The 25,513-nt window shown below is 37.2% G+C and carries 21 protein-coding genes and 1 pseudogene; 9 read left to right on the top strand and 13 right to left on the bottom strand.

Annotated features, from left to right (window positions below; all coding sequences use genetic code 11):
- Window positions 1-120 precede the first annotated feature (120 nt).
- Complete coding sequence (locus A0F92_RS03315) at window positions 121-3,339, bottom strand: efflux RND transporter permease subunit (RefSeq protein ID WP_068241673.1); 3,219 nt, start codon at window positions 3,337-3,339, stop codon at window positions 121-123.
- 37 nt (window positions 3,340-3,376) lie between these two features.
- Window positions 3,377-4,036, bottom strand: coding sequence for a DUF4136 domain-containing protein (locus A0F92_RS03310; RefSeq protein ID WP_068241671.1), 660 nt, complete (start codon window positions 4,034-4,036; stop codon window positions 3,377-3,379).
- Window positions 4,037-4,357: 321 nt separating this feature from the next.
- Here A0F92_RS03310 and A0F92_RS15480 point away from each other — a divergent pair, with 321 nt between their 5' ends.
- Complete coding sequence (locus A0F92_RS15480) at window positions 4,358-4,582, top strand: hypothetical protein (protein WP_143439185.1); 225 nt, start codon at window positions 4,358-4,360, stop codon at window positions 4,580-4,582.
- Between the two features lie 457 nt (window positions 4,583-5,039).
- Here A0F92_RS15480 and A0F92_RS03300 read toward each other — a convergent pair whose 3' ends face one another.
- The 10 genes from A0F92_RS03300 to A0F92_RS03255 all read right to left on the bottom strand — a co-directional run bounded on the left by A0F92_RS03300 (window position 5,040) and on the right by A0F92_RS03255 (window position 14,216).
- Window positions 5,040-7,310 carry a copper-translocating P-type ATPase gene (locus A0F92_RS03300; RefSeq protein ID WP_253810110.1) on the bottom strand — a complete coding sequence of 757 codons (2,271 nt, stop codon included), beginning with the start codon at window positions 7,308-7,310 and terminating at the stop codon, window positions 5,040-5,042.
- Window positions 7,311-7,331: 21 nt separating this feature from the next.
- Window positions 7,332-7,853 carry a YybH family protein gene (locus tag A0F92_RS03295; RefSeq protein ID WP_081301256.1) on the bottom strand — a complete coding sequence of 174 codons (522 nt, stop codon included), beginning with the start codon at window positions 7,851-7,853 and terminating at the stop codon, window positions 7,332-7,334.
- 60 nt (window positions 7,854-7,913) lie between these two features.
- Window positions 7,914-8,351, bottom strand: a complete 438-nt coding sequence (locus A0F92_RS03290) for a hypothetical protein (RefSeq protein ID WP_068241667.1) — start codon at window positions 8,349-8,351, stop codon at window positions 7,914-7,916.
- 25 nt (window positions 8,352-8,376) lie between these two features.
- Window positions 8,377-9,573, bottom strand: a complete 1,197-nt coding sequence (locus tag A0F92_RS15760) for a heavy metal-binding domain-containing protein (protein ID WP_068241666.1) — start codon at window positions 9,571-9,573, stop codon at window positions 8,377-8,379.
- Between the two features lie 200 nt (window positions 9,574-9,773).
- Window positions 9,774-10,166: an HYC_CC_PP family protein gene (locus A0F92_RS16115; RefSeq protein ID WP_068241664.1), complete on the bottom strand. Its 393-nt coding sequence runs from the start codon at window positions 10,164-10,166 to the stop codon at window positions 9,774-9,776.
- Between the two features lie 109 nt (window positions 10,167-10,275).
- Window positions 10,276-11,523: a hypothetical protein gene (locus A0F92_RS03275; protein ID WP_068241663.1), complete on the bottom strand. Its 1,248-nt coding sequence runs from the start codon at window positions 11,521-11,523 to the stop codon at window positions 10,276-10,278.
- A gap of 108 nt (window positions 11,524-11,631) precedes the next feature.
- A complete protein-coding gene (locus tag A0F92_RS03270; protein WP_068241661.1) occupies window positions 11,632-12,372 on the bottom strand; it encodes a heavy-metal-associated domain-containing protein in 741 nt (246 codons plus the stop codon).
- Window positions 12,373-12,614: 242 nt separating this feature from the next.
- Window positions 12,615-12,986 carry a hypothetical protein gene (locus tag A0F92_RS03265; protein ID WP_068241659.1) on the bottom strand — a complete coding sequence of 124 codons (372 nt, stop codon included), beginning with the start codon at window positions 12,984-12,986 and terminating at the stop codon, window positions 12,615-12,617.
- Between the two features lie 147 nt (window positions 12,987-13,133).
- Entirely contained in the window at window positions 13,134-13,520 is a 387-nt protein-coding gene (locus A0F92_RS03260; RefSeq protein WP_068241657.1) for a hypothetical protein, read from the bottom strand.
- 135 nt (window positions 13,521-13,655) lie between these two features.
- Entirely contained in the window at window positions 13,656-14,216 is a 561-nt protein-coding gene (locus A0F92_RS03255) for a helix-turn-helix domain-containing protein (RefSeq protein ID WP_068241655.1), read from the bottom strand.
- A 207-nt stretch (window positions 14,217-14,423) separates the two neighbouring features.
- On the opposite strand from A0F92_RS03255, the gene A0F92_RS03250 reads away from it, so the two are divergent.
- The 8 genes from A0F92_RS03250 (at window position 14,424) to A0F92_RS03215 (ending at window position 24,883) form a co-directional block, all read left to right on the top strand.
- Complete coding sequence (locus tag A0F92_RS03250; protein ID WP_068241653.1) at window positions 14,424-14,993, top strand: GNAT family N-acetyltransferase; 570 nt, start codon at window positions 14,424-14,426, stop codon at window positions 14,991-14,993.
- Window positions 14,994-15,344: 351 nt separating this feature from the next.
- Window positions 15,345-15,989: a LuxR C-terminal-related transcriptional regulator gene (locus A0F92_RS03245; RefSeq protein ID WP_167516781.1), complete on the top strand. Its 645-nt coding sequence runs from the start codon at window positions 15,345-15,347 to the stop codon at window positions 15,987-15,989.
- Window positions 15,990-16,114: 125 nt separating this feature from the next.
- A complete protein-coding gene (locus A0F92_RS03240; RefSeq protein WP_068241649.1) occupies window positions 16,115-17,326 on the top strand; it encodes a hypothetical protein in 1,212 nt (403 codons plus the stop codon).
- Between the two features lie 345 nt (window positions 17,327-17,671).
- The gene (locus tag A0F92_RS03235) at window positions 17,672-17,905 is read left to right on the top strand and encodes a helix-turn-helix domain-containing protein (RefSeq protein ID WP_068241647.1); all 234 of its coding nucleotides are present in this window, start codon (window positions 17,672-17,674) and stop codon (window positions 17,903-17,905) included.
- 126 nt (window positions 17,906-18,031) lie between these two features.
- Window positions 18,032-18,490, top strand: coding sequence for a hypothetical protein (locus tag A0F92_RS03230; RefSeq protein WP_068241645.1), 459 nt, complete (start codon window positions 18,032-18,034; stop codon window positions 18,488-18,490).
- Between the two features lie 102 nt (window positions 18,491-18,592).
- The gene (locus A0F92_RS03225) at window positions 18,593-18,913 is read left to right on the top strand and encodes a DUF4134 domain-containing protein (protein WP_068241643.1); all 321 of its coding nucleotides are present in this window, start codon (window positions 18,593-18,595) and stop codon (window positions 18,911-18,913) included.
- An 11-nt stretch (window positions 18,914-18,924) separates the two neighbouring features.
- Window positions 18,925-19,407: a hypothetical protein gene (locus A0F92_RS03220; RefSeq protein WP_068241642.1), complete on the top strand. Its 483-nt coding sequence runs from the start codon at window positions 18,925-18,927 to the stop codon at window positions 19,405-19,407.
- Window positions 19,379-24,883, top strand: a complete 5,505-nt coding sequence (locus A0F92_RS03215) for a helicase-related protein (protein WP_068241640.1) — start codon at window positions 19,379-19,381, stop codon at window positions 24,881-24,883. The genes A0F92_RS03220 and A0F92_RS03215 overlap by 29 nt, the downstream gene beginning before the upstream one ends.
- A 259-nt stretch (window positions 24,884-25,142) precedes the next feature.
- Here A0F92_RS03215 and A0F92_RS03210 read toward each other — a convergent pair.
- A pseudogene (locus tag A0F92_RS03210) lies at window positions 25,143-25,513 on the bottom strand (integrase core domain-containing protein); the annotation flags it as partial.

Genomic DNA, 25,513 nt, shown 5'->3' with positions numbered 1-25,513 from the left:
CCCAGCTTTTCAATTTGGTGGGTACGGAAACCCTGCTCCCAAAGCGTTTCATTATAAATAAGGAAACTAAAGCAGGGCTCCGACCCATGTGGTTTTTCTTTTTTTATGATATCAATTAGTTTATTCAAATTCTTTCTTCCTTTGCTCTTCCAAATATTTCTTCAATGCCTTTTCGCCAAACATTTTAAATACCACTGGCGTAACAATCATATCCAATAAAGTAGAACTGATTAATCCGCCTAAAATAACTGTGGCCACAGGATATAAAATTTCTTTACCGGGTGCAGTTGCATCCAGCGTTAATGGTATCAATGCTAATGCTGCAACTAATGCCGTCATTAATACAGGCACTAATCTTTCCAGTGAACCACGAATAATCATTTTATCTCCAAAAGTTTCTCCTTCATGCTGTACTAAATGGATGTAGTGAGAAATCATCATAATTCCATTTCTTGAAGCTATACCTGTGAGAGTGATAAAACCAACAAGCGTAGCAATAGAAAACACCCCTCCAGTCAGCATTACGGCTATCACACTGCCAATTAATGCCAACGGGATATTCAACATAATCTGCAGAACAATTCTTGATGATTTAAAATGACTGAACAATACCAGGAAAATTCCCAGGAAAGAGAATATGCTTAAAATGCCTATCAGTTTTGATGCTGATTGCTGACTTTCAAACTGGCCGCCCCATTGTAAAAAATATCCCTGTGGCAGTTTTAATTGTGCATTTACTTTTTGCTGCATTTCTTTTACAGTAGTTCCCAAATCCCTGCCCTGCACATTGGCACTTACTACAATCCTCCGCAGTGTATTTTCATGATAGATGGAATTAATGCCGTTTTCAATTTCAATTTTTGCAATTTGCTCCAGTGGTATCAATGAGCCATCAGGCAGGGATATCTGTGTATTTTTTATTTCGTCTAAATTCTTTCTTGTGCTATCTGTAGTACGCAGCACAATGTCAAAGCTTTTAATACCATCTAATATCTGGCTGCTTATTTTACCATTGTAGAATATTTCAATATCCTCTGCTACTTTGCCAACCTGCAAGCCGTAACGCTGCACTGCCTGCCGGTCAATTTTAACAATGAGTTGAGGTACCAATACCTGCTTTTCCACCTGTAAGTCTACTACGCCGGGCACTGTGCTTACAATCTCTTTCAACTGTGCAGCATTACTTCTTAAGTCTGCAAGGTCGTTACCGAATATTTTAATAGCTACCTGGGCCCTGACACCTGAAAGTAAGTGGTCTAACCGGTGAGAAATAGGCTGACCAATATTTACCGTTACGCCCTGCAAAACTGAAAGTCTTTTTCGAATTTCAGCTAATATTATATCTCTTCTTTTTACGTCTGATGGTTTTATGGCAACTTCAATTTCTGAATTGCTTGGAGGCTCTGCATGTTCATCTAATTCGGCACGACCGGTACGTCGTGCAGTGAGCAATACACCATCTACTTTTAATATCTCCTTTTCTGCTATGCTGCCTACACTATTGGCTTCCGTTAGAGAAGTACTTGCTGGCAAAGAAAGGTTAATAGTAAAACTTCCTTCATTAAACGGCGGTAAAAATTCTGTACCAAAAAAAGGTACAATGGCTATGGCGGACACTATTAAAGCAATGGCAATACCTATTACTATTTTAGGATGCTTTAAACCACGTTTCAGCAACTTAATGTCCTGTCGCTTTAAAAGTTTTACAAACGAACTATCGTCATGAGAAGAAGCCAGCATGGTAGCCTCTGTATCACTGGAAGGCGTATGGTCTAAAATCTGGTGCTCAGTATATTCCTTTTTCTTTCTCCAAAAAGCAAGATTAACATGCTGCAAATATTTCTTTTTCCCTAATAAATAACTGCATAAAGCCGGAGTTACTGTTAATGAAACTGCCAGGGATGCAATAATTGATGTGATATAGGCAATGCCAAGAGGCGCAAATATTTTGCCTTCAATTCCCTGCATATAAAATAACGGCAGAAACACCAGCACTACAATGATGGTGGCATACACAATAGAATTTCTTACCTCGCTGCTGGCTTCATAAATTACTTTTGACAGGGGCCTTGGTTCGGGAAGTGCCCAATTTTCCTTTAAGCGTCGAAAAACATTTTCTACGTCCACTATCGCATCATCTACCAGTTCTCCAATAGCAATAGCCAATCCACCCAACGTTAAAGTATTGATGGAAATACCAAACATTTTAAAAATAATAGCCGTAATAATTAATGACAAAGGAATAGCTGTAAGGGTAATAATAGTGGTCCTGAAATTCATTAAAAATAAAAAAAGAATAATAACCACAAGGATAAAACCATCCCTCAATGCCTCTTCTACATTGGTAAGTGAGTTTTCAATAAAATGTTTTTGCTGAAACACGTCGGTATTAATCTTGACATCTTTTGGTACTGACTTTTTTATGTCATCCAAAGCTTTGATAATTTCTGCTGTTAAAGTAACCGTATTGGCACCTGGCTGTTTTTCAATACTCAGGATTACTGCCGGGTTACCATTTAACGAACCATCCCCTCTTTTAATAGGGCCGCCAAATTTTAATTCAGCAACCTGCTTTAATAAAACAGGAGCATTGTTTTTATTACTGATTACTGTACTGGCTAAATCCTCTAAAGAATTTGCCCTGGCAATATTTCTCACCAACACTTCACTTCCTTTATTATCATCCACAAATCCCCCGGTTGAATTAAGATTGGTTGCCTGCAAAGCGTTGTCAATCTCATTGATTGAAACATTGTACTGGCGCATTTTTTCAGGAGATATCAATACCTGGTACTGCATTCTTTCACCACCAATTGGTATAACCTGGCTTACCCCCTTAATACTCATCAACCTTCTTCTAATGGTAAAATCACTCAATGTCCTGATATCAGCCGGTGATGTAGAATCACCCGTGACGGCCACCATCATAAATTGCCCCATCACAGAACTAATGGGACCCATTACCGGAACAATCTTATTGGGTAATTGAACTGTTTGTAATTTTTCGGCAGTTAGCTGGCGGGCACGGTACACATCGGTGCTCCAGTCAAATTCAACAAACACAAGCCCCAACCCCGGACTGGCAACAGAACGTACCACTTCCACACCGGGAGCGCCGTTTAAAGAAGTTTCAACGGGCAGTGTTACCTGTGCTTCAATTTCTTCGGGAGCCATGCCATTGGCTTCTAAAAATATAGTCACCCTGGGCCGGTTTAAATCGGGTAATACATCAACCGGCAAATTGATAAGTGTAATAACACCATATACCATCAGCAAAGCTGCAAAGGCAACTACAAACAAACGGTTACGTAATGAGAATTGAATGATTTTATTGAGCATGTTACATTTTTTATTAACTGATGGTTACTACTTTCCGTTATTTTCTTTTTTTAGAAGGAGGTTTTACAGGATAATTTTCTAAAAGTGTGTGTATGGCAGGATGCAGGTCATTTTGCAAAGTAGCAGGGTCGTACAAATCTGCTTCTACAGTAGCCGTATAAATAAATTTATTTTGTTTCCTGTTTATTACATTCAATGTTATACCGCCCCGGGTGTATTCTACTATTTTGGTAGTATAACCGTACGTATAGCTATTATAATTATTACTATAATTCAATGGCCTGTTATAATAATATGCCCGTGGATTTACATTATAATATGGGTTATGCGGTGAAATAGCCCGGTATTGGAAAGAATTATTATAGTTATAGGTTGGGACTGTTGAGCGAACCTGTTCTGTTCTGCTTTTTTTACTTTCCGTTACTTTTAGTTCAAATAATAAATCGGGGTTATCATTATCTACTGTCATACCCCTGGCTGCAAGTTCATGCGAAAAGTAATTGATGGCATTATTGAAAATAATCTGGTTGTGGTAAGGCGTATTGTCATTATCCTGGTGCGGAATCCAGGAAAATGTTTTATACTTAGCGAATTCCACACTTTTATCATAGTCAGCATAAGTAAGATTATAGGCGGTACTGCATCCGGCCGCTGTAAATAACAGCAGCATTAAGGGGATGATAATTTTATTTTTCATAATTCTTTATTTTACATTTTTAAGTATGATGGTATTACTGTAATTTTTATCTGAGTGATGCTTTATTCATTTATACGATTTTCATTTCTTCCCTGCCATTTTAAATTGTTTTTTTGTTGGCTATTGATATACAAAAAGAAATAAAATGCAGAACTGCCAACAAACATGTTCCATAGACCATGCGGCTGAAAATAACTCCCGGGATTGCATAAAACCTTGTTTTTATCAAATTCAAACCACAATAAGGCAATCAGAATCGAGCTGACGCTTAGAATAAGGTAATGTCTTCCCGGATAACCAGGTTTGGCTAAAATGTTGACGATGGCTAATCCCAAAAATACCAGTATGATTATAAGTGCAGCAATACTTTCTTTTCCTTTTGGTATTAAAAAGGATAGAAAAAGATTAGTTGCAAGAAAGGTTAAAAAAGATACGGTAAATGATTGCCGTTTTTGTAATGTTGATAGATTGTTGTTCCGGGTAAGCCACCGGCTGTGTAAAAAAAATATTACCGGGAAAAGCGAAAATGAAAATACAGCCGAGTAATCAAATTTATGTGCGAGATTTATGAGTGAAGCATGGTAAAATGTACTTGCACAAAAAACATAAAAAAGGATAAGGGCCAAAAGATAGCTATAAACCGTATTCAGGTCATGAGTATCGCCATTATGTCTTTCTTTCCAACTCCTTTTAAAAATAATTATTGAGGCAATTAAATAAATAATATTGCCGAACGTATTGATTGGCTGGCGCACAGGGTTACTAATGCCAATTTTTTCACAAAAGGAAGCAGGTATTTTTTTATCAAAAGCAAAGGGTTCCCAAATATGTTGTAAAGAAGAATTTTGATTCAGCCACCAAATTGTTAAACCAAAAATCAATACAATACTTGTCAAAAGAATAATCGTTCCGAAACCAATATAAAAGTTCGGAAGTATTTTCTGTTTTAGGTTGGTATAATATGTTTTTATGTCTGAAAGCATTGTACTTGAATAAACCTATATTACCCCTGTTTGATTTTTAAAGTCATAGCATTAATAGCGACTATTACAGTACTCAATGTCATTAACACAGCACCGGCAGCGGGGCTTAATAATATACCCTGCTTATATAACACGCCTGCTGCTAATGGCAATGCCACAACATTGTAACCGGTAGCCCATATTAAATTCTGTATCATTTTCCTGTAAGTAGCTTTACCAAATAAAATCAGATTCACAATGTCTTTTGGATTGCTGTTTACTAAAACAATTCCTGCCGTTTCTGCTGCAATATCACTGCCACTGCCAACAGCGATACCTACATCTGCAATTGCCAAAGCTGGCGCATCATTTACGCCATCGCCTGTCATGGCGACAAATTCGCCTTTGCTTTGCAGGTCTTTTATCTTCTCTAATTTTTGATGGGGTAACACTTCTGCAATAAAACCATCCATGCCTAACCGTTCGCTTACTCCTTTCGCAACAACTGCATTATCGCCGGTGAGCAGGGTGGTTTTGATTTTATTTTGACGCAATGTTTTTATTGCATCAAAAGATTCGGGGCGGATCTCATCAGCAAGCGCAATAGAACCTGCTATATCTTCATCCACTAATACAAATACCAATGTTTCCTCAGCTTTTACCGTATCATCTTTTGTAAGAAATGTAAATTTTTCTTTTAAATAGCCAGGACTAACTACCATTACATCTTTACCGTCAATGATTCCGGTAATTCCCTTTCCAGTAATGGCTTCAAATCCCTTTACTTCAGGTAAAACCATATTTAATTCTTTTGCCTTGGCAGTAATACCCGTTGCAATTGGATGCTCTGAATTTTGTTCCAGTGCAGCAGCATATTGTAGTACCTGTTCCTTTGTGAAGTTTGCGCTGTGCGATACATATCTTATTACCTGGAATTTGCCAACAGTTAATGTTCCTGTTTTATCAAATACAATCGTGGTTATTTTTCTTGCATTTTCAAATGCTGTTCGGTTCTTAATCAGCAATCCACTTTTTGCAGCCAATGCAGTTGATTTGGCAACTACCAATGGTACAGCAAGGCCTAAAGCATGGGGGCAGCAGATAACAATTACAGTAACCATCCGCTCCATTGCAAATGCCAGCGATTGCCCCGTTAAATACCAATATAAAAATGTGGTAATCCCAGCAAGTAATGCAATTATAGTTAACCATTTTGCTGCTTTATCTGCTAAGAGTTGCGTATTTGATTTGGAGTTTTGTGCATCCTGTACCAGCTTAATTACCTGTGATAAGTATGAATCCTTAGCACTATGTGATACCGTAACTTTAATAGCACGATTGCCATTGATAGAACCGGCAATTACTTTTTCCCCTTTTATTCTTTGTACCGGTTTACTTTCTCCCGTAAGCATACTTTCATTCAAATAGGTTTCACCGTCAGCAATGATTCCATCGGCTGCCACTTTTTCTCCGGGTTTTATTAAAATCAAATCGCCTTCTTTCAGGGTGTCTGTTTTCACATCCACCGTCATTTGCCCACTTACTTTGTGTGCCTCTGAAGGCATAAGCTGGACCAGCAATTCCAATTCTCTTGATGCTCCTGCTACCGATTTCATTTCTATCCAATGCCCCAGCAGCATGATGAGTATTAGTGTTGCCAGTTCCCAAAAAAAATCCATACCCTGCAAGCCAAACACAATGGCTACGCTATACACATAAGCAACTGTGATGGCAAAGCCAATCAGGAACATCATACCAGGATTTTTTGCTTTGGCTTCATCCACCAATCCTTTTAAAAATGGCCAGCCACCATAAAAGAAAACGACAGAGGATAATGCCAGCAAAACATATTTTGAACCTGGGAAACTAATATGAATATTCAACCAGTGCTGTATCATTTCCGATAAGAGCATTATTGGAATAGTAAGAACCAACACGGTGTAAAACCTTTTGCGAAAATCAGCAATCATGCCACTATGCTTATTGTCCTTTCCATGAACACTATCCGAATCTGCGGTTACAACCGGCTCAAGGGTCATACCACATAATGGGCACTTACCCGGGGCATCCTTCAAAATGTGTGGGTGCATTGGGCAGGTATATTTTTGAAATGAGTGCTGATTTTTAGAAATATCAACAACTTGCGAATCATGTTTCTCAGGATGCGATTTACCTACAGATTTTTTTATTTCTATCAGAGTCATTCCGCAAATTGGACAACTGCCCATTTTATTCTCGATAATTTCCAGGTGCATAGGGCAGGTGTAAAAAGTATCTGTTGGATGATTATCGTTATGATGTTGATTTTCCATACTAAACAGTTTTATAAATCCTTATTTTCTTGATGAATTGTGGTTAATCATAATTTTCCATTCTCCTTTTACTTTTCTTAAAACTGATGTTGCTACTCCTTTGCGTTTTACTTCGGTATTATCTTTCGCCACAATAATTGTATAATTATAAGTTTCGGTGGCAAAAGCATAGTTGCCATCTATCTGCACTTCCACTATGTAATCGCTGAAAGTAAAAGATTTGAACTCTTTTAATTCAGGAGCAAGATGATGTTCCAGATAGTGAGCATAGCTGCCTTCACTGCCGCCGGATTCATACATTTTTGAATCCGCTGTAAATAGTTTTTCTGTACCGGTAACATCTAATTTTTCAACGGCGTTGTTGTATTGCTTTAATACCAACTTTACGGCATCTTCGTCTTTGGCTTTTGGTGATACCGGTAAGTTGTTGTCCTTTGTCACGAACTGTTTTATTGCTTCTCTCTCTGTGCCTGCTTCTTTACTTTGCGCAAACGAAGAAAGCACTACTAAACAAATTGCTAAAGCGCTTAATATCTTTTTCATTTTATTCTTTTTTGATGAATAAGAACACAGGTACTTGTTACCTGTGTTCTTATAAAATGATTAATGGTGATGAGCATCGGCAGGTTTGGCAGGTTTATTTTTAAACTTTGCCGAAACTGATTTACCATTTACTTTAAATGTTGCAATAGCATTGGCATACGTAGACGCTTTGGCATCATCTGCCATAAAGCCCTCGGTGCCCATTGGCATAAGAGCAACAGTTTTTGAAGTACCATCTGCAAACTGCAGCAATACTGTGCCGGTTATCCCTTTGTTAGATAATGGTTTTGCATCACCATCCAGCAAAAAGAATTGCAGCATACCATCCTTCAATAATATTTCTGCATGGTTTGGGTCAGCTTCCTGTACCGTGCCACCGTGTGGGCCTTTGCCTGCAACACCTACATTGTGTGGATTCTTTTGTGCAAACGTTGTAGTAATGCCTAACAGCATCATTGCAAATACTGCAACAATTGTCTTTAATTTTAATGCTTTCATTTTGCTTTGTTTTTATTTTTAAAAATTAATGTTTCATTTCTTTCATATCCATGCTATCATGCTTCATATCTTTCATGTTAGCGGCCGTACCTTCACTAACATTCATAACAAAGTCACTTGTGTAAACTTTTCCCTTGCTTTGAAACTGTATCCAGCCACGGTAAACACCTGGTTTATCAAATGTTGTGTGTAAGTCAAACTTGCCGCCTTCCACACTTGGATGCACATGTAAATACTTTTTATCGGCAAGGCTTACTACCACCATGTGTGCTTTTGCACCGAGGTAATCTTCTAAAGTATTTACATCTACTTCTTTACCATTCAGCATCATTACACCATTGATGTGCATGGGCATATTGGTTAAAAACTTGCCACCTTCAGGCGAAAGTGAAACAGAAAATCCATCACCGGCTGCGCCACTTAATTTATCTGCCCCATAAGTTTTTGCTGCAGGTACAGTACCTGCTACTGTTACACTTAAATTATCTACCGTATGGTTGGCACCGCTTGGTTTATAATCTGCAAACAGGGTGTATTTTCCGGGGAAAGGGAATTTCTCTTTTACTGTATAAGAACCATCAGCGTTTAATTCAGGATGAATATGATTGAACCAGCTAAGGTCTTCACTTACTACTATCAGGTGTATTTTTTTCGTATGCTCCACATCCAGCGGAACTTGTTCATTGGGTTTGTCTTTCATTTTGGGTGTAAGTGATAAAGTAACTTCCTGGTTGGGGTTAACCGAAGCAGGGCTGGTACTGAACTGCATGGTTACATTACCCGGACCTGTTGCGTTGTCGTTATGCTCCAGTTTCATACCGCATTTGGGGCAGGTATCGCCTTCTTTACCGGTTACTTCGGGGTGCATGGGACAGGTATAGGTTTTCATTACTCCCATTTTCATTTTTTCCTTGGGCGAAAGATTCATCTTAGAACCACACACTGAACATTGTCCGGGTTTATCACTTGTAATATTTGGATGAGCAGGGCATTCATAAAGGCCAACTACTTCCATTTTCATTTTTTCTTTTGGAGTAAGGTTTCTGCCACATTTTGGGCATTTCCCCGACTTATCCATAATTACATCAGGATGCATGGGACATACATATGTTACTTCAGCGGTTTCTTTGTTTTTGTTTTTTTGCATGGTTGAATCCTGAGCAAAAACTGAAACTGTAAGGATGGTTAAGGCTGCTATCATCAGCATTTTAAACGATTTCATTTTTTTAAATTTAAGTGTTACTGGAATTGAAAATTGTTTTTAGTTAATGCATCTGTGCACTTGCAAGTGCCCGGATGCTGGCAAGAAACCGTTTGAAAAGAGTTATAATTAATTATGCAATTGTGTATTCTCAATTTCTGCTTTTAATGGAAAGACGTGAAGCCAGAAATACTCAGTGAGAATATGCAGGAAGAAAGGTATTAAATACGAAACACTCTGATGAGTAAGTAAATGGGGTCGGTACAACTTCGTTTGACATATTTAGTCCAGGAGTTATTAGCATTAAAACCGCCGCTATTTAAGATTAAATTTTGAAGGCAATTAACGGGAGGTAAATGAGGTACAAATGAAATAATATTTGCAATAAAGTATGCCTGAGTTGAATTGTGGTTGTCTGCTTTGCTTACAACGAGCTTATCTTTGCAGCAGCCTTTCGGCATTGCTTCGGGGTTGCAGGAACACCCGGTTTTTCCGCCAAAATTGATAATGGAAACATGTGTTAGATGCCCGCTGCAGTAGTGAAAATTAATGGAGACCCCCAGCGCTGTGCTGGTATAAACTATCAGAAGAAATATGGCCCCTAATTTTTTCACTGAAAAGAAATTTACAATGTAAAACTACTGTTAACCTTTTTCGAAAAAAAAGAGGTTAATCATTCAAAACAATGACTTTTGTCATAAAGTTAAGGTTTACTTATAAAAATCACGCCGTTTTTGCTATCTTCTCCATAATATGGTGACTTTCACCAAACTTACAAAGAGCATCGCAATGGCTGCGGAGTTCTGAAAAAAGAATGTATTTGATAACTACATTGCTTTGCTTAATGGCAGGACGGCACAATTGCAGGCAAACATCCTTCTCTCTTTTATCAGGCACTATCAAATAAAAAACTTCGTCGCCATCTGCAATGGTATAACTCAAATCTGTTAAGCGCAAAATACCTGAATAAATGCTGGTGCTTTTTTCCACTTCAAATGCGGCGATAACATTGTTTGTCCCTTTTTGAAACCACAGCACATCAATCAATTTTACTGTATTTAATGTTTCTTTATCCAGATTAATTTCAGGAAACTGCTGTAAACTCAAAAATGAAAAATTGTTGCCACAATGCGACCTAGAACGGTCGTTGGAAGCTGAAATAACATCATAGCCCAAAGCATTCCCAATTTTCAGCAAATGGTACTGCATTTCAGTATGCAGGTTTTCTTCTTCTTTTTCCTGCTGGACATCCGCTTGTCTTTTTTCGATTAATTTTTCCAGTTTTTTACGTTCCGGTTCAGATAAATATTCGTCACTGCCTAAAATTAATTTCTGTGTCCCTATTTCAAATAACAGCCCTGCTATAGCTCCCAGGTCTGATGATAATTCGGAACGCTGCTGGTTATTGGTATCAATCATTACTTCTCTCAACTTTAGATATTCACTCCAGCTACCAAGCTTCTTTTTATCTTTAAACAGAAAATTGAAACCATTAATGATAGCAGTATTAAAAGGTGGAATGATAGTGGGGTGAAGAAAATAAAGGATACTGGCAACAGCAGGCCCAAGTCCTTTTATTTTTAAACTGTCCAGTTTGATAATTTCCTTCAGTATTTGTTCTTCTGATTTCGCATTAAGGCAGTTTTCCAAAAACTGCCCGAAAGCCAGTTTATTATTTTCGTTCTCATAAATATCAGGGATCCTCAACTTTGGTTTCCAGTAAAAGGGATGGGAAGCTCCTTCAAATACTTGTTTTTGCTCGGTGATACAAGTGAGTACAAATTCTAAAGAAGAGCCTTTAAAATCATTAGGAAATTTCTTGCTCTTAATATCATCAATCACCTGCATTACACCACGCCGGATGGAGCGAAAGGCCTTTAGCCGTTCTTCATTATTAATAAACCATGTGTTAAAAACAGATTGTTTATCTTCTTTATACTGCTGGATGATTTGGGAAAAGTTGCTGTTCATAAGTGTGTTAAAACAGCAAAATACGTTATTTACAGCAATCCTTCTTTCGCACAAAAATCACTTTGAATATTTTCCAGAAAAACTGTCCTATTGATTTTATTATAGTCATTACAGCATTGTTAGTAACATAATTACACTCATTCCAATCATCAGTGCGTCTTCAATAATAGTGATGGTGCTCATTGGTAAATTAAATACATCACCGAGGCAGGCACATTTTATTTTGCGTTTATTTAAAACACTTTGCAAAACTCCAATGATACTTACCGTCATCACCGCAAAGGTAACGATGTTGGTAAGGATAGGATTGAACCCGGTTAAGAAGGCTAAGCCTAAAGCCAATTCAGTAAATGCATAAACATAGCCCCATGCAGCCCACCTTTTGGCAACAATATCATACATACGGTAACTCTCAGCAAATCCTTTCAGATTAAGCAATTTGAAAAAAGAAAAAACCAAAAAGAATTCTGCCATGAAATGATTCATCCAACGCATCCATACAAAATCTCCTTGCATCCATTCCAGCAGCAATGTGGTGACGGTAATGTAACCAAAAATCAGCAGTATAGGTTTGTAGGTTTGCACCAAGGATTTTAATTCGTCCTCAGATATAGGCAATATTACTTCATTATGTTGGTGATTAGTCTCGGAGAGCTTGTATTTGGGATAATCTTTTAATGCAGTCTCTAATTCTGCAATTGCAATTTGGTTATCCATATCAATAATTGCTTTCCCTGTTGGTAAATCAATACTGACATTGTTAACGCCTGTTACTTTCGATAGAAGCTCAAGCACTTTTGCCTGACAACCGCCGCAGGTCATTCCGCTTACGTTATAAGTATGTGTCATTGTATAATTATTTCTGCCTCAAAATTACCACCTCATTGCCGGTCAAATATTATAGAATTGTGGGATTGTTTTATAAAATTTTGGTAAGCTCTAAGTAATACAAAATATCGATCCTTCATAATCTTTAGGATAGCAGTGAGATATTATTTCCTATACATTTAAAACCTAAAAGCACTGAGAAATACAATAGGTATCTCAGTGCTTTTAGAAAAATTATATTTTTATTTATACCGATTAAATACTTATAACTGTTTTCGTTGATAATGACAGCAATCGGGCAATTTCTGATACACTGAGTCATCAGCTCTGTACATCTCAGTATCATTACCAACAGATGCAATTTTCTTTTGAACATTGTCGGCTGCATCTTTTTTAAACACACTATATTTTAAAGTAAGTACCTGTGAATATTCATTCCACACGGCGGATTTTATACCATCTACAGTATATGCTGCAGTTTCAATACGACGTTTATCCATACTGCATGTGCCGGATACTTTTATCTTCTGTGTTTTTATACCAATCTCTCTTTGTGATTTATCACTTTGTGCATTGGCAGATTGAAATGTTGCACATGCGACCAGAATTGCAAATAATAAATGAATCTTTTTCATTTTATTTAATTTTTATTGTGAATAATCGAAACTAGGGGCTGCTACACGCAGGCTTGTTTATTTTATAAGCAGTAAAATTGAATTTGAAAAGGCTATTAATGATATACCCACTACCGGCAGAATGCCGGGTATTAAACAAGAAGGGAATCAAATACGGAAATTGCAATTAAAAATGTAAGAAGAAATGCCATGATGTATCGGGTGAGCATGGCTTGTATTTGCCACATTCATTGGCTTAGTTGCCAATGTCATTATTTCAAAAGAAAGCGTAAATAAATTCAGGCCGGTAAAATGCTTTACAGAAGTGGTTATATCATCAGCGGCAATATGGCTGTCTTGTATTTTTAAGCTTTTAAACTTTGTTTGGCAGCATCCACCTTTTTCATCTGCCATACCACACTTTCCTTTAACCTCCTGCACAAAGCTAATAGTGGTTGATTTTAGTTTGCCACAGCAATAGAATTGCCTTATACCCACTCCAAAGCTGGAAAGGCCATAAACACAAATCAATAATATGAGGGCAACTTTTTTCATTTATATATTAACGAAACTGAGAACAAAGATATTTCACGCCACCAGCTACTCTTGTCGGCTATTTTACAAAGCTACATACTTTCTTATAATGGGGTTTATATAGTTATGGTAAAGATTTATATGATTTTGCTCATATTAGACTGAATCAATAGACTTTCTATGCCTGCCGCCAGCCTTTTTAAAATGGCTTGGCGTAAGTCCGGTTACTTTCTTAAACTGTGCAGAAAGGTGTGCTACACTGCTATATCCTAACTGATATGAAATTTCACTCAGATTCATTTCATTGTAGATGATTAACTCCTTTACTTTCTCAATCTTTTGCAGGATAAAGAACTGCTCAATTGTAATTCCTTCAACTTCGGAAAACAATCGGGAAATATAGCTATAGTCTTTGTGCAAAGCTTTGCTTAAAAAATCTGTGATACTGAAATGCCCTTCCACTTCAGCCGATTGTGCTTTTTTAATCAATAAGCCTTTAACTCTTTCAATCTGTTTTTGTTTCTGGTCATCCAGTATTTCAAATCCTAAAAAATTCAATCTTTCAAATAATTGACTTATTTGTTTTTTTGTTGGTGACTTTTTTAATTCAACCTCGCCCAAATTAATCCGGACAGCTTTCAAGTTTAACTTTTCAAGTTCCTGGCTAACGGCTATTACACAACGGTGACAAACCATGTTCTTTATAAATAAAGTCATAAGGGTATATACTTACTGTAAGAATGCATTAAATTATCAGTATTTCTACACCGCAATATCGCAATTTTAAGCAAGGCTATGGCTGTATTTGGGAAGGTTGTTTAGAGTAAGGTCTGATTTCCAGCATTATTATAGAACAAAAGCATGGTAATGCCAAAATCGGTATAAAAATTGAGTGTCAATAATTTATAGACAACCAATTGAGCTATGATGAGAGCAACATTAAATGACAGGGAGTTGGTAGCTGACATTTTAACCCGGTCTTTTATTGATAACAAAAGCGTCAATTACATAATTAAACAGGATGAAAAAAGAGAGCAGCGTATAAGAGAACTGATGGAATATTCATTTGATATCTGCAATTTATTTGGTGATGTTTTTATTTCAGATGATAGAAATGGATGTGCTTTGATTGTTATGCCTGATAGAAAAAAAGTTACAATAAAATCAATTTTACTGGACATAAAAATGGCTCTTTCCGTAATAGGGTTATCAAATATTAAAAAAGTCATTAGCCGGGAATCTGCCATCAGTAAGATTCATCCAGGAAAAGCTATTTATTATTTATGGTTTATAGGTGTTCAACCATCAGAACAAGGACATGGGGTTGGTAGCCAACTCCTCAATGAAATTATTCAAAAGGGAATTTCTGAGAAAAAAACTATTTGCCTTGAAACATCCACTCTAAAAAACATCCCCTGGTATGACAAACATGGTTTCAAAATATACCAGGAATTGGATTTTGGATACAAGCTGTATTGTATGAAAAGGCCGTAACAAACATATAAGGTTATGCTTTTGTCTGGTACCCAAATGCATGTGATAACGTTTCTGTTTATTTGTATAGAAACAGTTATTCTGTTTTACCTAGTCATCTACCGGTTTGCAAGACCAGATGATAAATCAACTAAACTTAATATTGCCCTTATCCTGTTGCTTATTCTTTACAATGTTACTGGTGGCTTTTTGCCTGACCCTAATTTGCCAGGTTCTTTTTTTATACAAGAATCTATAGCCTATGGAACCGGCTTTATTACCCCCTGTTATTTTCCGTATTATGTTCATAAATCTTTTGCACTTGAAAAAATGAAATTTCATGCGTACCGGGGAGTCGTATTTTTTCTTGTTTTGCCTTACATAGTATTTGTAACTCTCTTCGCTGCGTCCGGTAATCTGGATACTGCAAAAAACCTGCTTATTATTCCGGTTATTTATGCGCTATGGGTAATTTTCACATTGATAAGTAGCGTAAAAGTTAAGTATCAAAATGATTTTAGTATAAGAGGGGCGAAAGAAGAAGTTGCTGTTCTTTTCCTGAGCCTGACACCCTGGGTTGGATTACCTATTATTGACTACTTCAACTTGGGACAGGCAGTGGAAGCTACTACAACAAATACTGGTTTTCTTTTATTGCTGGCGCTGCAATTGAAACAGCATATCGTTCGGTTACGGGAAGAGCATGAACGGCTGATTACTTCTGAAGAACAGTTGCTTAAATGGAATGAGCAATTACAGGAAGAGGTGAGAAAACGTACACAGGAATTGGAAAGGATTAGCCGGGAAGAGAGACTTACACAAAATTGCAAATTGTATAGCTTTACAACCAGAGAAATTGAAATTGTTATACTCGTTTACAAAGGGTATTCGCATAAACAAATTGCTGAAATGTTGTTTATTGCGGAAAGGACTGTTGCAAAACATGTACAGAATATATTTGAAAAGGCGCAGGTATCTAATCGCTTAGAACTGAGCAGGAAACTGGATATGGTATAAAATGCGTAGCAAGCAGAAAAGCAAAAAATAGTCAATTTTACGCAGTGAAATAGTAAGATTTACGTATTGGATTAGGTTTATATTTTGATAGTTGAATTGGTATTGTTTATACCAAATCAATCATTATGTCAAAAAGAGAGAATGGCGTTGCTTCTGATGCGGAAGTAACGGGAAAAATGGAGTTGACATCAGCCACGGAAATACTTCACCAATGGAGTAATTCGCTAAGTAATACATTAAAATATGGAGATAATCCTTCTGGCAGTCAGGAAATTCACATAATTGGGACTTTATTAAACCAGCATACCAATATAGCTGAAAATCTGCAACGACTCATTCTCGATGAAATGATTGGCAGAAATGCTGCGAAGGACAAGGAGCAATTTATCCGAATGGTTCAGATGATGGCAACGAGACTACTCGACCATCTTTCAGTTTACACAAACACAAATCTGAATAAAACCACAAGTGATTCAGTGGTATCATTCATACAGGTCCTGCTAAAAACAATATACTTTGTTCAAGAGTTTTTTGGAAAGTATTTTGACAAAAATGAGAGAGTACCTGCGGCGCTTGCAACTATTTACAATAAGGAAATAAATAGTCTTGCTGAAAAATTAAAACATGTATTGAGTAGTTCAATGCCAGCTGATACTGGTCTATCTGAAGTAATAAACAATCATTTCATGGAGCCAACAGAAAGTCATCAGCACAATGTCACTTATCGTCAGTTGTTCTACGAAAAGGAACTTCTGCAAGAACTGCTAAAAGAATATAACTTTACCAGTTCTTCTATAAGAAACATATTGTACTATTTTAATTTCAACTGTTCCGGGTTTGTGATTTATGAGTTTGACAGATTAGTGAACCTGTTAACCCCACTTGCATCAAAATCGGAGAAAATAAACCTGCTTCGGTCTGAACTAAAAAGTATTAATCAATTACCTTTCAGGATAAACTATTGCTTTGACGATAATATGCCTTCGCTGAAGGAACAGGTTAGCACATGGATAGCAGAAGAAATAAAGTATTGTGAGGCAGGGAATTTTATGCAGGTAGCCAACTTATCAGGAATTGACCCCGAAAACAAAATCAATACAACACTATCGGTTGCAAAATTGGGCTTACTCATTAGGCTTTTGGTAGTTGATAAAATAATTGTAAACCGTACTATGGCTCCCATGTTACGAACTGTCGCCAAAACCTTCACCACTTTGCAACGGGAAGAAATTTCATTTGGCAGTCTGGAAACAAAATATCATGCCCCTGATAAAGCAACAATAGGTATGATGAAAGAAATGCTCCAAAAGTGGATTCATATATTGGGAAAGTTGTAAGCGCCTCATTTCTGTCGGCGAAACAGAATATTCAATTAAAATTTGATTAGCCTGGTAAGGCCATTTTTATCAAGATACTTCCACAGTTCCTGGTAATGATGATATGTAAATCCACTTAAGTTTAGTAGCTGGCTTACCGGCCAATTTAGTATTTGGCCCATATTCTTAAAACAAAGGCGGTCACACATATCTTGAAACTCTGGAGTAAAGAGATGATTTGATAGGGGACTTCTTCTAAATAATTCTTCATTCATTGCTAAAACTTGTAAGTAATTATTAACTGCGGCCTTTTTAGACCGCAATTATTATGCCTGTTTAGGTCATCTTGCCAACTCATTTTTTTTTATGATTCGGCAAAGCGACAAAGGCAATTTAAAAAAGTTGGGTTCAAATATTAAAAGGCTTCGGGAAGCAAAAAAACTAAGCCTCCGTGAGCTGTCGTATGCTTGCGATATTGATAACAGCAAGATTTCAAAAATTGAAAAAGGCCAAATCAATATAACGTTTACTACAATCCTGCAATTAGCAAAGGCATTAGAAATCTCCCCTTCCGAATTACTTATGACGGAGTATGATTGATTTCGCTTCCAGGCTTTTTTCATCCTTCAGGTAGTCCTACTGTACCTATCTCAAATTCGCAGTTTTTGGAAATGTTTTTGTATTCCTTTTATAGATACAAATTCATAACCAAAGATTGACAGTATTATGTTACAATTAATATCATGGGGTCAATACATCACAGCTCTGTTGTTTGCCTTAATTTGCTATTACGTCTATGTAGCTTACAAATATTTTCGTTGGGAAATACTTCGCCTGATAGGAATAAGAAAAATAGACGAAACAGGTATAGCAATTCCTGTTGCAGAAATCAAAAAACAGTTTTCAGTAAGTAATCATGCTGATTTTTTACCAAAGGAACCTGTTAATGAAATAAATGGTATACTTCAACCATTTTGGGATGAAGTGAATGCTTACTTGGCTGAAATAAAGCTGGAGGCCCCAAAAAAGGAAATTTGTTTTGCTGTTAAGATGATATTGGAGAAATATCCAGCCTTAAAAAGTGATGAAAACAAAATGGCAGTGGAAACAACAATATCTGGTTTACTAAATCAATATTTTGCTGGAAGATTTACAGCAACAGATATGCAACATATCTGGCGCTGAAAAGTAATGCTTCATTATCTGTGTGCAGGAAAATCAAGTGCGATGGGTTAAGTATAGTGAAGCATTCTTTTTTATTATTTATTTCTCAAAATTAATGTGTGTATGAAAAAAGTGATTGAAAGAAAAAGGGTGATTTGCGGAACACTGTCCATTTTATTACTGTTCCTTACTGTATCAGTGCTAGCGCAGGATGGCAACGCTGGTATTAATGAAGCCAACACCAAAGTACGAAGCTATTTTGCTGCCGGTGTAAACCTAATGTATGCAGTTGGCGCCATTGTGGGGTTGATAGGTGCCGTAAAAGTGTACCAGAAATGGAATAGCGGCGACCATGATACAGGTAAAGTAGCAGCCGCATGGTTTGGCAGTTGCGTATTCCTGGTGATAGTGGCCACCGTTATCCGTTCATTCTTTGGAGTATAAACCCATTTTGTATGAAAGAAATCTTGATTGGCAAATTACTGGAGTATATCAGGGATAATAATCCTGATATACTTTTTGATTTAGAAGCTAAAGATAAACTCCGTGTTTGGCTGTATGACAAGGTAAGTACCGCCGGGCCATTAATAAAGCAGTTAAAGAATAGCAGCCGGCCTGAATATATTATTGTGGAAACTTGCCTGCAGGAAATTACAAAAGAATTACGTCCATCGAGATACAACTACATACTGAATATCCTGGAAACGGAATTTGAAAATGACTATAAGCAACTTCTTCAATCGGGATTGCTTCAGCATGAGGTTGTCAATATGATTAGCTTTTGTAATTCCACTTTTGATGACCTGGTGTTTGCCGAAGAAAATGAGGACAATCAGTTTATCCGCTATGCCATAACCGGCGCAGTAAGTGAATACCTGGAAAGTAACCGTGTGAATGAATCTGTGAGCAATGAGTTACAACAGTCAGCAAAAACTTAAAGACAATATTGAAGCTATTCGTATTGCGTTGAACTGGTCGGAAGAAAATAAATTGTCTTTTGACCAGCTTTCTGCTTTGAAGAAATATTCCGGCTTCGGTGGATTAAAAGCAATTCTGTTTCAAAAGGCATCCAAAGAAGAATGGAAGAAGCAAAATGCTTCTAAAGAAGATTTAAAACTATATCCGCAAATAATTGAACTGCATGAACTATTGCAGCAAAAACTTGGTGAGAAAGAATATGAAGATGCAATTGATTCTATCCGTAACAGTATTCTCACTGCTTTTTACACTCCTGAAATAATTCCGCAAACACTATTTAGTGTTTTAAAAGAGAAGGGTATTGAACCTACTGCTATGTATGAACCAAGCAGTGGTGCTGGTGTGTTTGTAACGGAAGCAGTTGCTGCATTTCCATCATTGCAAAAAGTCAATGCTATTGAGAAAGATTTTCTTACTGGTAAAGTATTAACCGCATTAAGTAGTTCGTTATCCATTCCTGCTTCCGTTCAAATAAAAGGCTTTCAAGAAACTTCGGGTTCAGAAAACAGCCAGTACGATTTAATCGTAAGCAATATTCCCTTTGGCAATTTTAAAGTGTATGATGAAAGCATGCAGGAAAAAGAGCTGAAGGATAAAATTCACAATTACTTCTTTGTAAAGGGGCTCAATAAGCTGAAAGACGGTGGTGTAATGGCTTATATCACTACCGATGCCTTCCTAAACAGCCGCTCTAACCAAATCGCCAGGGAATATCTTTTTACCCGTTCGGATTTTATTAGTTTGAATGTAATGCCGGATAACCTGATGAAAGATACAGGCAATACCGAAGCTCCAAGCCATTTGCTGATTGTTCAAAAGAATCAAACTAAAAAATCTCTTTCAGAAGAAGAAAAACAGTTAACTAAAACAGTTGAACAACAAAACGAATTTGGTAACTATCACCACAATCATTTCATCGTTCTTCATCCTGAAATTATTCTCGGTAACCAGATAAAACCCGGCAGAGACCAATATGGTAAAGCACATGAAACTATCTGGCAAACCGGCGACATTAATTTGATTGCTCCAGCTTTAAGCAGAACTATCAACGAAGGGTTTGATAAAAGATTTAATTATGAAAATTTCAATCAGGCAATTACACAAATTGAAAAGCCGAAAGGCAAACAGCTTACTTACACGGATATGCCTGAAAACAAATCCGATAATTCTTCAGTTCAGTTGGGTTTGTTTGATACCGGTTCAGCAACTATTGTAAACCGGGCTGCGGCTTATATCAATCCGTTGGATGCAACAGTAATTGATAAAAAGACCGCGAGAATTTTAAATATCATCCGAACGAAAGACAAACCGGAACATGAATTGATTGTTTTAATGACGGCAAAATCAACTGCCTTCAAACAATATGTATATAAACTTTACTCCAATACTGATGAATTACAGTTCTCCGCTAATTGGATGAATGCAGCTTTACTTCAGCATGAATTGGCTGGCTTAACCAATTCACTCAAAAAATATGACGAGCAATTTTATAACGATGGTGAAGCAGTGTTTCATGTTTCATTGGGAGAAGTTGACAGGCTGGAAACATTGAAGAATATAAATCCACTTTTTAAAGAAGGTACACTGATTGTACATAACAACAGGGTTGGCTTTGTTTCTTACCTGGCATTCGATGATAACGAGCCTGTTTTTATGCCCAGCCTGCAAGATAAAAAAGACCTTGGTTTTTATCAGCAATATACCAACATAAGGGATATGTATTTATCCCTTACAGAAAAGGAAAACACAGGTATTGCAGCAGATGAAAATTTGAGAAAAGATTTAAACGAAGGATATGAAGCATTGATTAAAGGATATGGACTACTAAACGCTGCTGCTAATCGGCAAAGGATTCTTAAAGATGAAGCATTTGGATTAACCATGCTTTCCTCAATCGAACGAAAAGAAGGGGAACAGTTTATTAAGTCTGATATTCTTACTCAATCCTTATTACCGAAACAGGAAGTTTATACAACCGACAATCCTTTAGAAGCCCTGGCAAAAAGCCTGAATGATAAAGGCAAGGTGGATATGGAGTTTATTGCTGCAGCAACAGACAATACAGAACCTGAAACCATTGCCGCTCTGGGTAACCATATTTACATTAATCCGGCTAATAATGAATGGGAAACAGCCGACCAGTTCTTAAGTGGTAATGTGGTAAGTAAGTTGCGAATTGCAACAGAAGTTGCAGAGAAGAATCCCGATAATCTGCAACTGCTAGAAAGTCTTACAGCAATACAAAAAGTACAACCCGAAAAAATTCCATTTGAATTGCTTGATTTTAATTTGGGAGAAAGGTGGATTCCCCTTGACTACTACAATCGTTTTGCTTCACACTTGTTTGAACTCAATACCGAAGTAAATTATTTTTCTTCTTTAGATACTTTCAAAGTAAAAGCAAAGCTCACCAATGCCAAAATTAACCAGGAGTATGCTGTTACCACAAAAGCCGGTCGGCCAACTTATGGCGATGCCTTGTTGGAATATGCCTTAGAAAATACTACGCCGTTCTATACTTATGAAATAGAGGTAGCTGGCAAAAGAATCCGTGTGCCGGATAGTGAAGCTATACAATTAGCACATCAAAAAATAGAATCCATACGCAACGGTTTTATTGACTGGCTGAAAGAATTACCTGATAACGATAAAAAGGAACTTGAAGCATTATACAACGACACCTTTAATTGCTATGTGCTGAGAGAGTATAACGGCAACCATTTGCAGTTTCCGGGGTTGGATAGAAAAAGATTGGCTATTGATGATTTGTACAGTTCACAAAAAAACTCCGTTTGGCGTATTGTGCAAAATCGTGGAGCATTGATTGACCATGAAGTTGGTTTAGGAAAGACATTGACAATGGTGGTAGCTTCCCATGAAATGAAGCGGCTGAAGATTGTAAACAAGCCAATGATTCTTGCACTTAAAGCTAATGTGCGGCAAATTGCAGAAACTTACCGAAAAGCTTACCCCAATGCAAGGATACTGTCACCGGATGAAAATGATTTTACACCGGCTAAACGGATGCGGTTGTTTAATGAAATAAAAAATAATAATTGGGATTGCATTATTCTTACTCATGACCAGTTTGGAAAAATTCCCCAAAGCCCTGAAATACAAAAGCAAATATTTGAAGCGGAGCTTGACAATGTAGAAAGGGATTTGCATACCATAAAAGAAATGGGTGGTGAAATTAGCAGGCGAATGTTGAAAGGTCTGGAAATACGCAAAACAAATCTTGGGGTTAAACTTCAGGAATTGAGAAAAAGTATTGAAGAAAAGAAAGATGCAGGTATTAACTTTCGGGAACTGGGTATTGACCATTTATTTGTAGATGAAGCCCACAAGTATAAAAATCTTACTTACACTACACGACATGATAGAGTTGCTGGCCTGGGAAATAAAGAAGGAAGCCAGAAAGCATTAAATATGCTGTTTGCCGTTCGGGAACTGCAAACAAGATTTAACAGCGACCTGTGTGTTACATTTCTTTCTGGCACACCTATCAGTAACAGCCTTACTGAAATGTACCTGCTGTTTAAATACCTACGTCCAAAGGAAATGGAACGACAGCGGATTGAAAATTTTGATGCCTGGGCAGCCGTGTTTGCAAAAAAGACAACTGACTTTGAATTTTCAGTTACCAATGAAATTATTGCGAAAGAAAGGTTCCGTCACTTTATTAAAGTGCCAGAGCTGGCTTTATTCTATAACGAGATTACAGATTATAAAACAGCAAAGCATATTAACCTTGATAAACCTGAAATTGATGAACAGTTAATCAATATTCCACCAACACCAGAACAACAGGAATTTACAAAACGACTGATGCAATTTGCCAAAACCGGTGATGGTGAATTAATTGGCAGGCCAAGACTGACAGATGAAGAAGATAAAGGCCGTATGCTGATTGCTACGAATTATGCTAAGAAAATGGCAGCCGATATGAGGTTGATTGATGCTGAAAAATACAGTGACCATCCTAATAATAAGGTAAATGTTTGTGCAAGAAAAGTAGCTGAAGTATATGAGCAAAGCAAGGAACACAAAGGCACTCAAATTGTATTTTGTGACATTGGTACGCCAAAGCCTGATGAGTTTAACATTTATGATGCTCTGAAAGAAAAGCTAATCAATGATTTTAAAATTCCTGCCCATCATATCACATTCATACATGACTGGACAGATAAGCAAAAACCTGAACTGTTTCGTAAAATGAACAATGGTGATATACGCATTTTATTAGGCAGCACAGAAAAGGCAGGTACAGGACTGAATGTTCAATCGAAAGTAGTTGCCATGCATCATTTGGATATTCCCTGGAAGCCCTCTGAACTGGAACAACGAGATGGCCGTGGAGCAAGGCAGGGGAATATTGTTGCAAAGGAGTTTTACAATAATAAGGTTAAGAACTTTATTTATGCTGTTGAGCAGTCATTGGATAATTACAAGTTCAACCTGTTAAAAAATAAACAAACCTTCATCAGCCAGATGAAGAACTGCGAACTGAATGTAAGAACAATTGATGAAGGAAGCATTGATGAAAAGAGTGGTATGAACTTTTCTGAATACATCGCCATCTTATCCGGAGATACTACACTGCTGGAGAAATCGAAGATGGAAAAGAAGATTGCAGTATTGGAGAGTTTACGCAATGCCCACCATAAAGAAACATTCCGGTCAAGGTTTAAATTAGAAAATCTTCAGGAAGATAAAAGTAAAACACTGCAAACTTTAGACAAGTTGAGTATAGATGAAAAGCAATACAAAAGTCAGTTACAGTATGATAAAGACGGAATAAAGATTAATCCTGTTCATCTCGAAGGTCTAAATAATGCAGATGCAGAAACTATCGGCAAGCATTTAATCCGTCTCTACACAGCCTGGAAACCTGATATTGGTGACGATGATAATAAAAAGGTTGGAGAACTGTATGGCTTTGATTTATTTATCCGCAGGCAAAAAGAAACTTATGAGGACAAAGGCTTCTTTGAATACAAATACAATAATGTATTTTATGCCGAGAATAAACAGACCGGCATTAAATACTCTTGGAACCAGGGGCATATCAATATTGACAACCCCAAGCTTGCGGCCCGATACTTTTTAAATGCAATTGACCGGGTGGAAAGTTTAAAAGAAAAATATCAAAGAGTACTGAGTGAGCTGAACCAAAACATTCCAATGCTGGAAAAGATCGTGGCAAAGCCTTTTGATAAGGAAGATGAATTAGGGCAGTTGAAGAAAGATGTATCAAGATTGGAAAGGGAGATTATGCTGAAGATACAGGAGAATCAGATGAAACAGCATGAGGCTGCTGAAATAACTATCGAAGCACCGGTAGTAAAAATGGAGCCTGGCATATCCCAAAACACTAAGAGTCTTTTGCCGAAGAAAAAACAAGATGATGTTAAAACAAGAGGGATGCGGATTTGATGGATGTAGTCCTACTCATAGACTTTTCGGTTCCGCCATATTTTGTTAATATGTAATTGCTACTACTTAATCTGACAACCGGTTAAATTTAGAGCAGGTTTTTTTAAGGCATATGCGATAAAAATTATTGGTTAAAAGTGGTTGGGTTTTGATCAACCGCTTTATTATTTTCATCGGTCAGAATATTCCTGGCAGGTTGCTCCTCAGCAGAGCCTGCTTCCGCTTCTTCTGACATGCTAAAGTTAGCGTCTTTTTCCAAGAGTTCATCGATACGTTTTTCTTTGGCTAAATGCACACTGTCAATAAAAGTTTGCATGGGCGTTTTGCCATAGCAGTATTTACCTGAGTGTGTCCGCTCTTCATTGTAGTGTCTTAGCCATTGGTCAAGATCCTGCTGCATTTGATCTACGGAGGTGTATATTTTTTTTCTGAACGCTACTGCATAAAATTCTTCCTGAATGGTGCGATGAAAACGTTCACAGATACCATTGGTTTGAGGGCTGCGGGCTTTCGTTTTTGAGTGTTCTATTCCTTCGATTTGAAGATACAATTCATACTCATGATACTCCGGCTTGCCACAGAATTCGGTTCCACGATCAGTTAAAATCCGCAGCAGTGGCAGTTGTTTAG

Source organism: Hydrotalea flava (assembly GCF_001623405.1).
Lineage (GTDB): Bacteria > Bacteroidota > Bacteroidia > Chitinophagales > Chitinophagaceae > Hydrotalea > Hydrotalea flava.
Note: the sequence above shows the minus strand (reverse complement) of the source record. Positions and strands in the feature narration are given on the sequence as shown.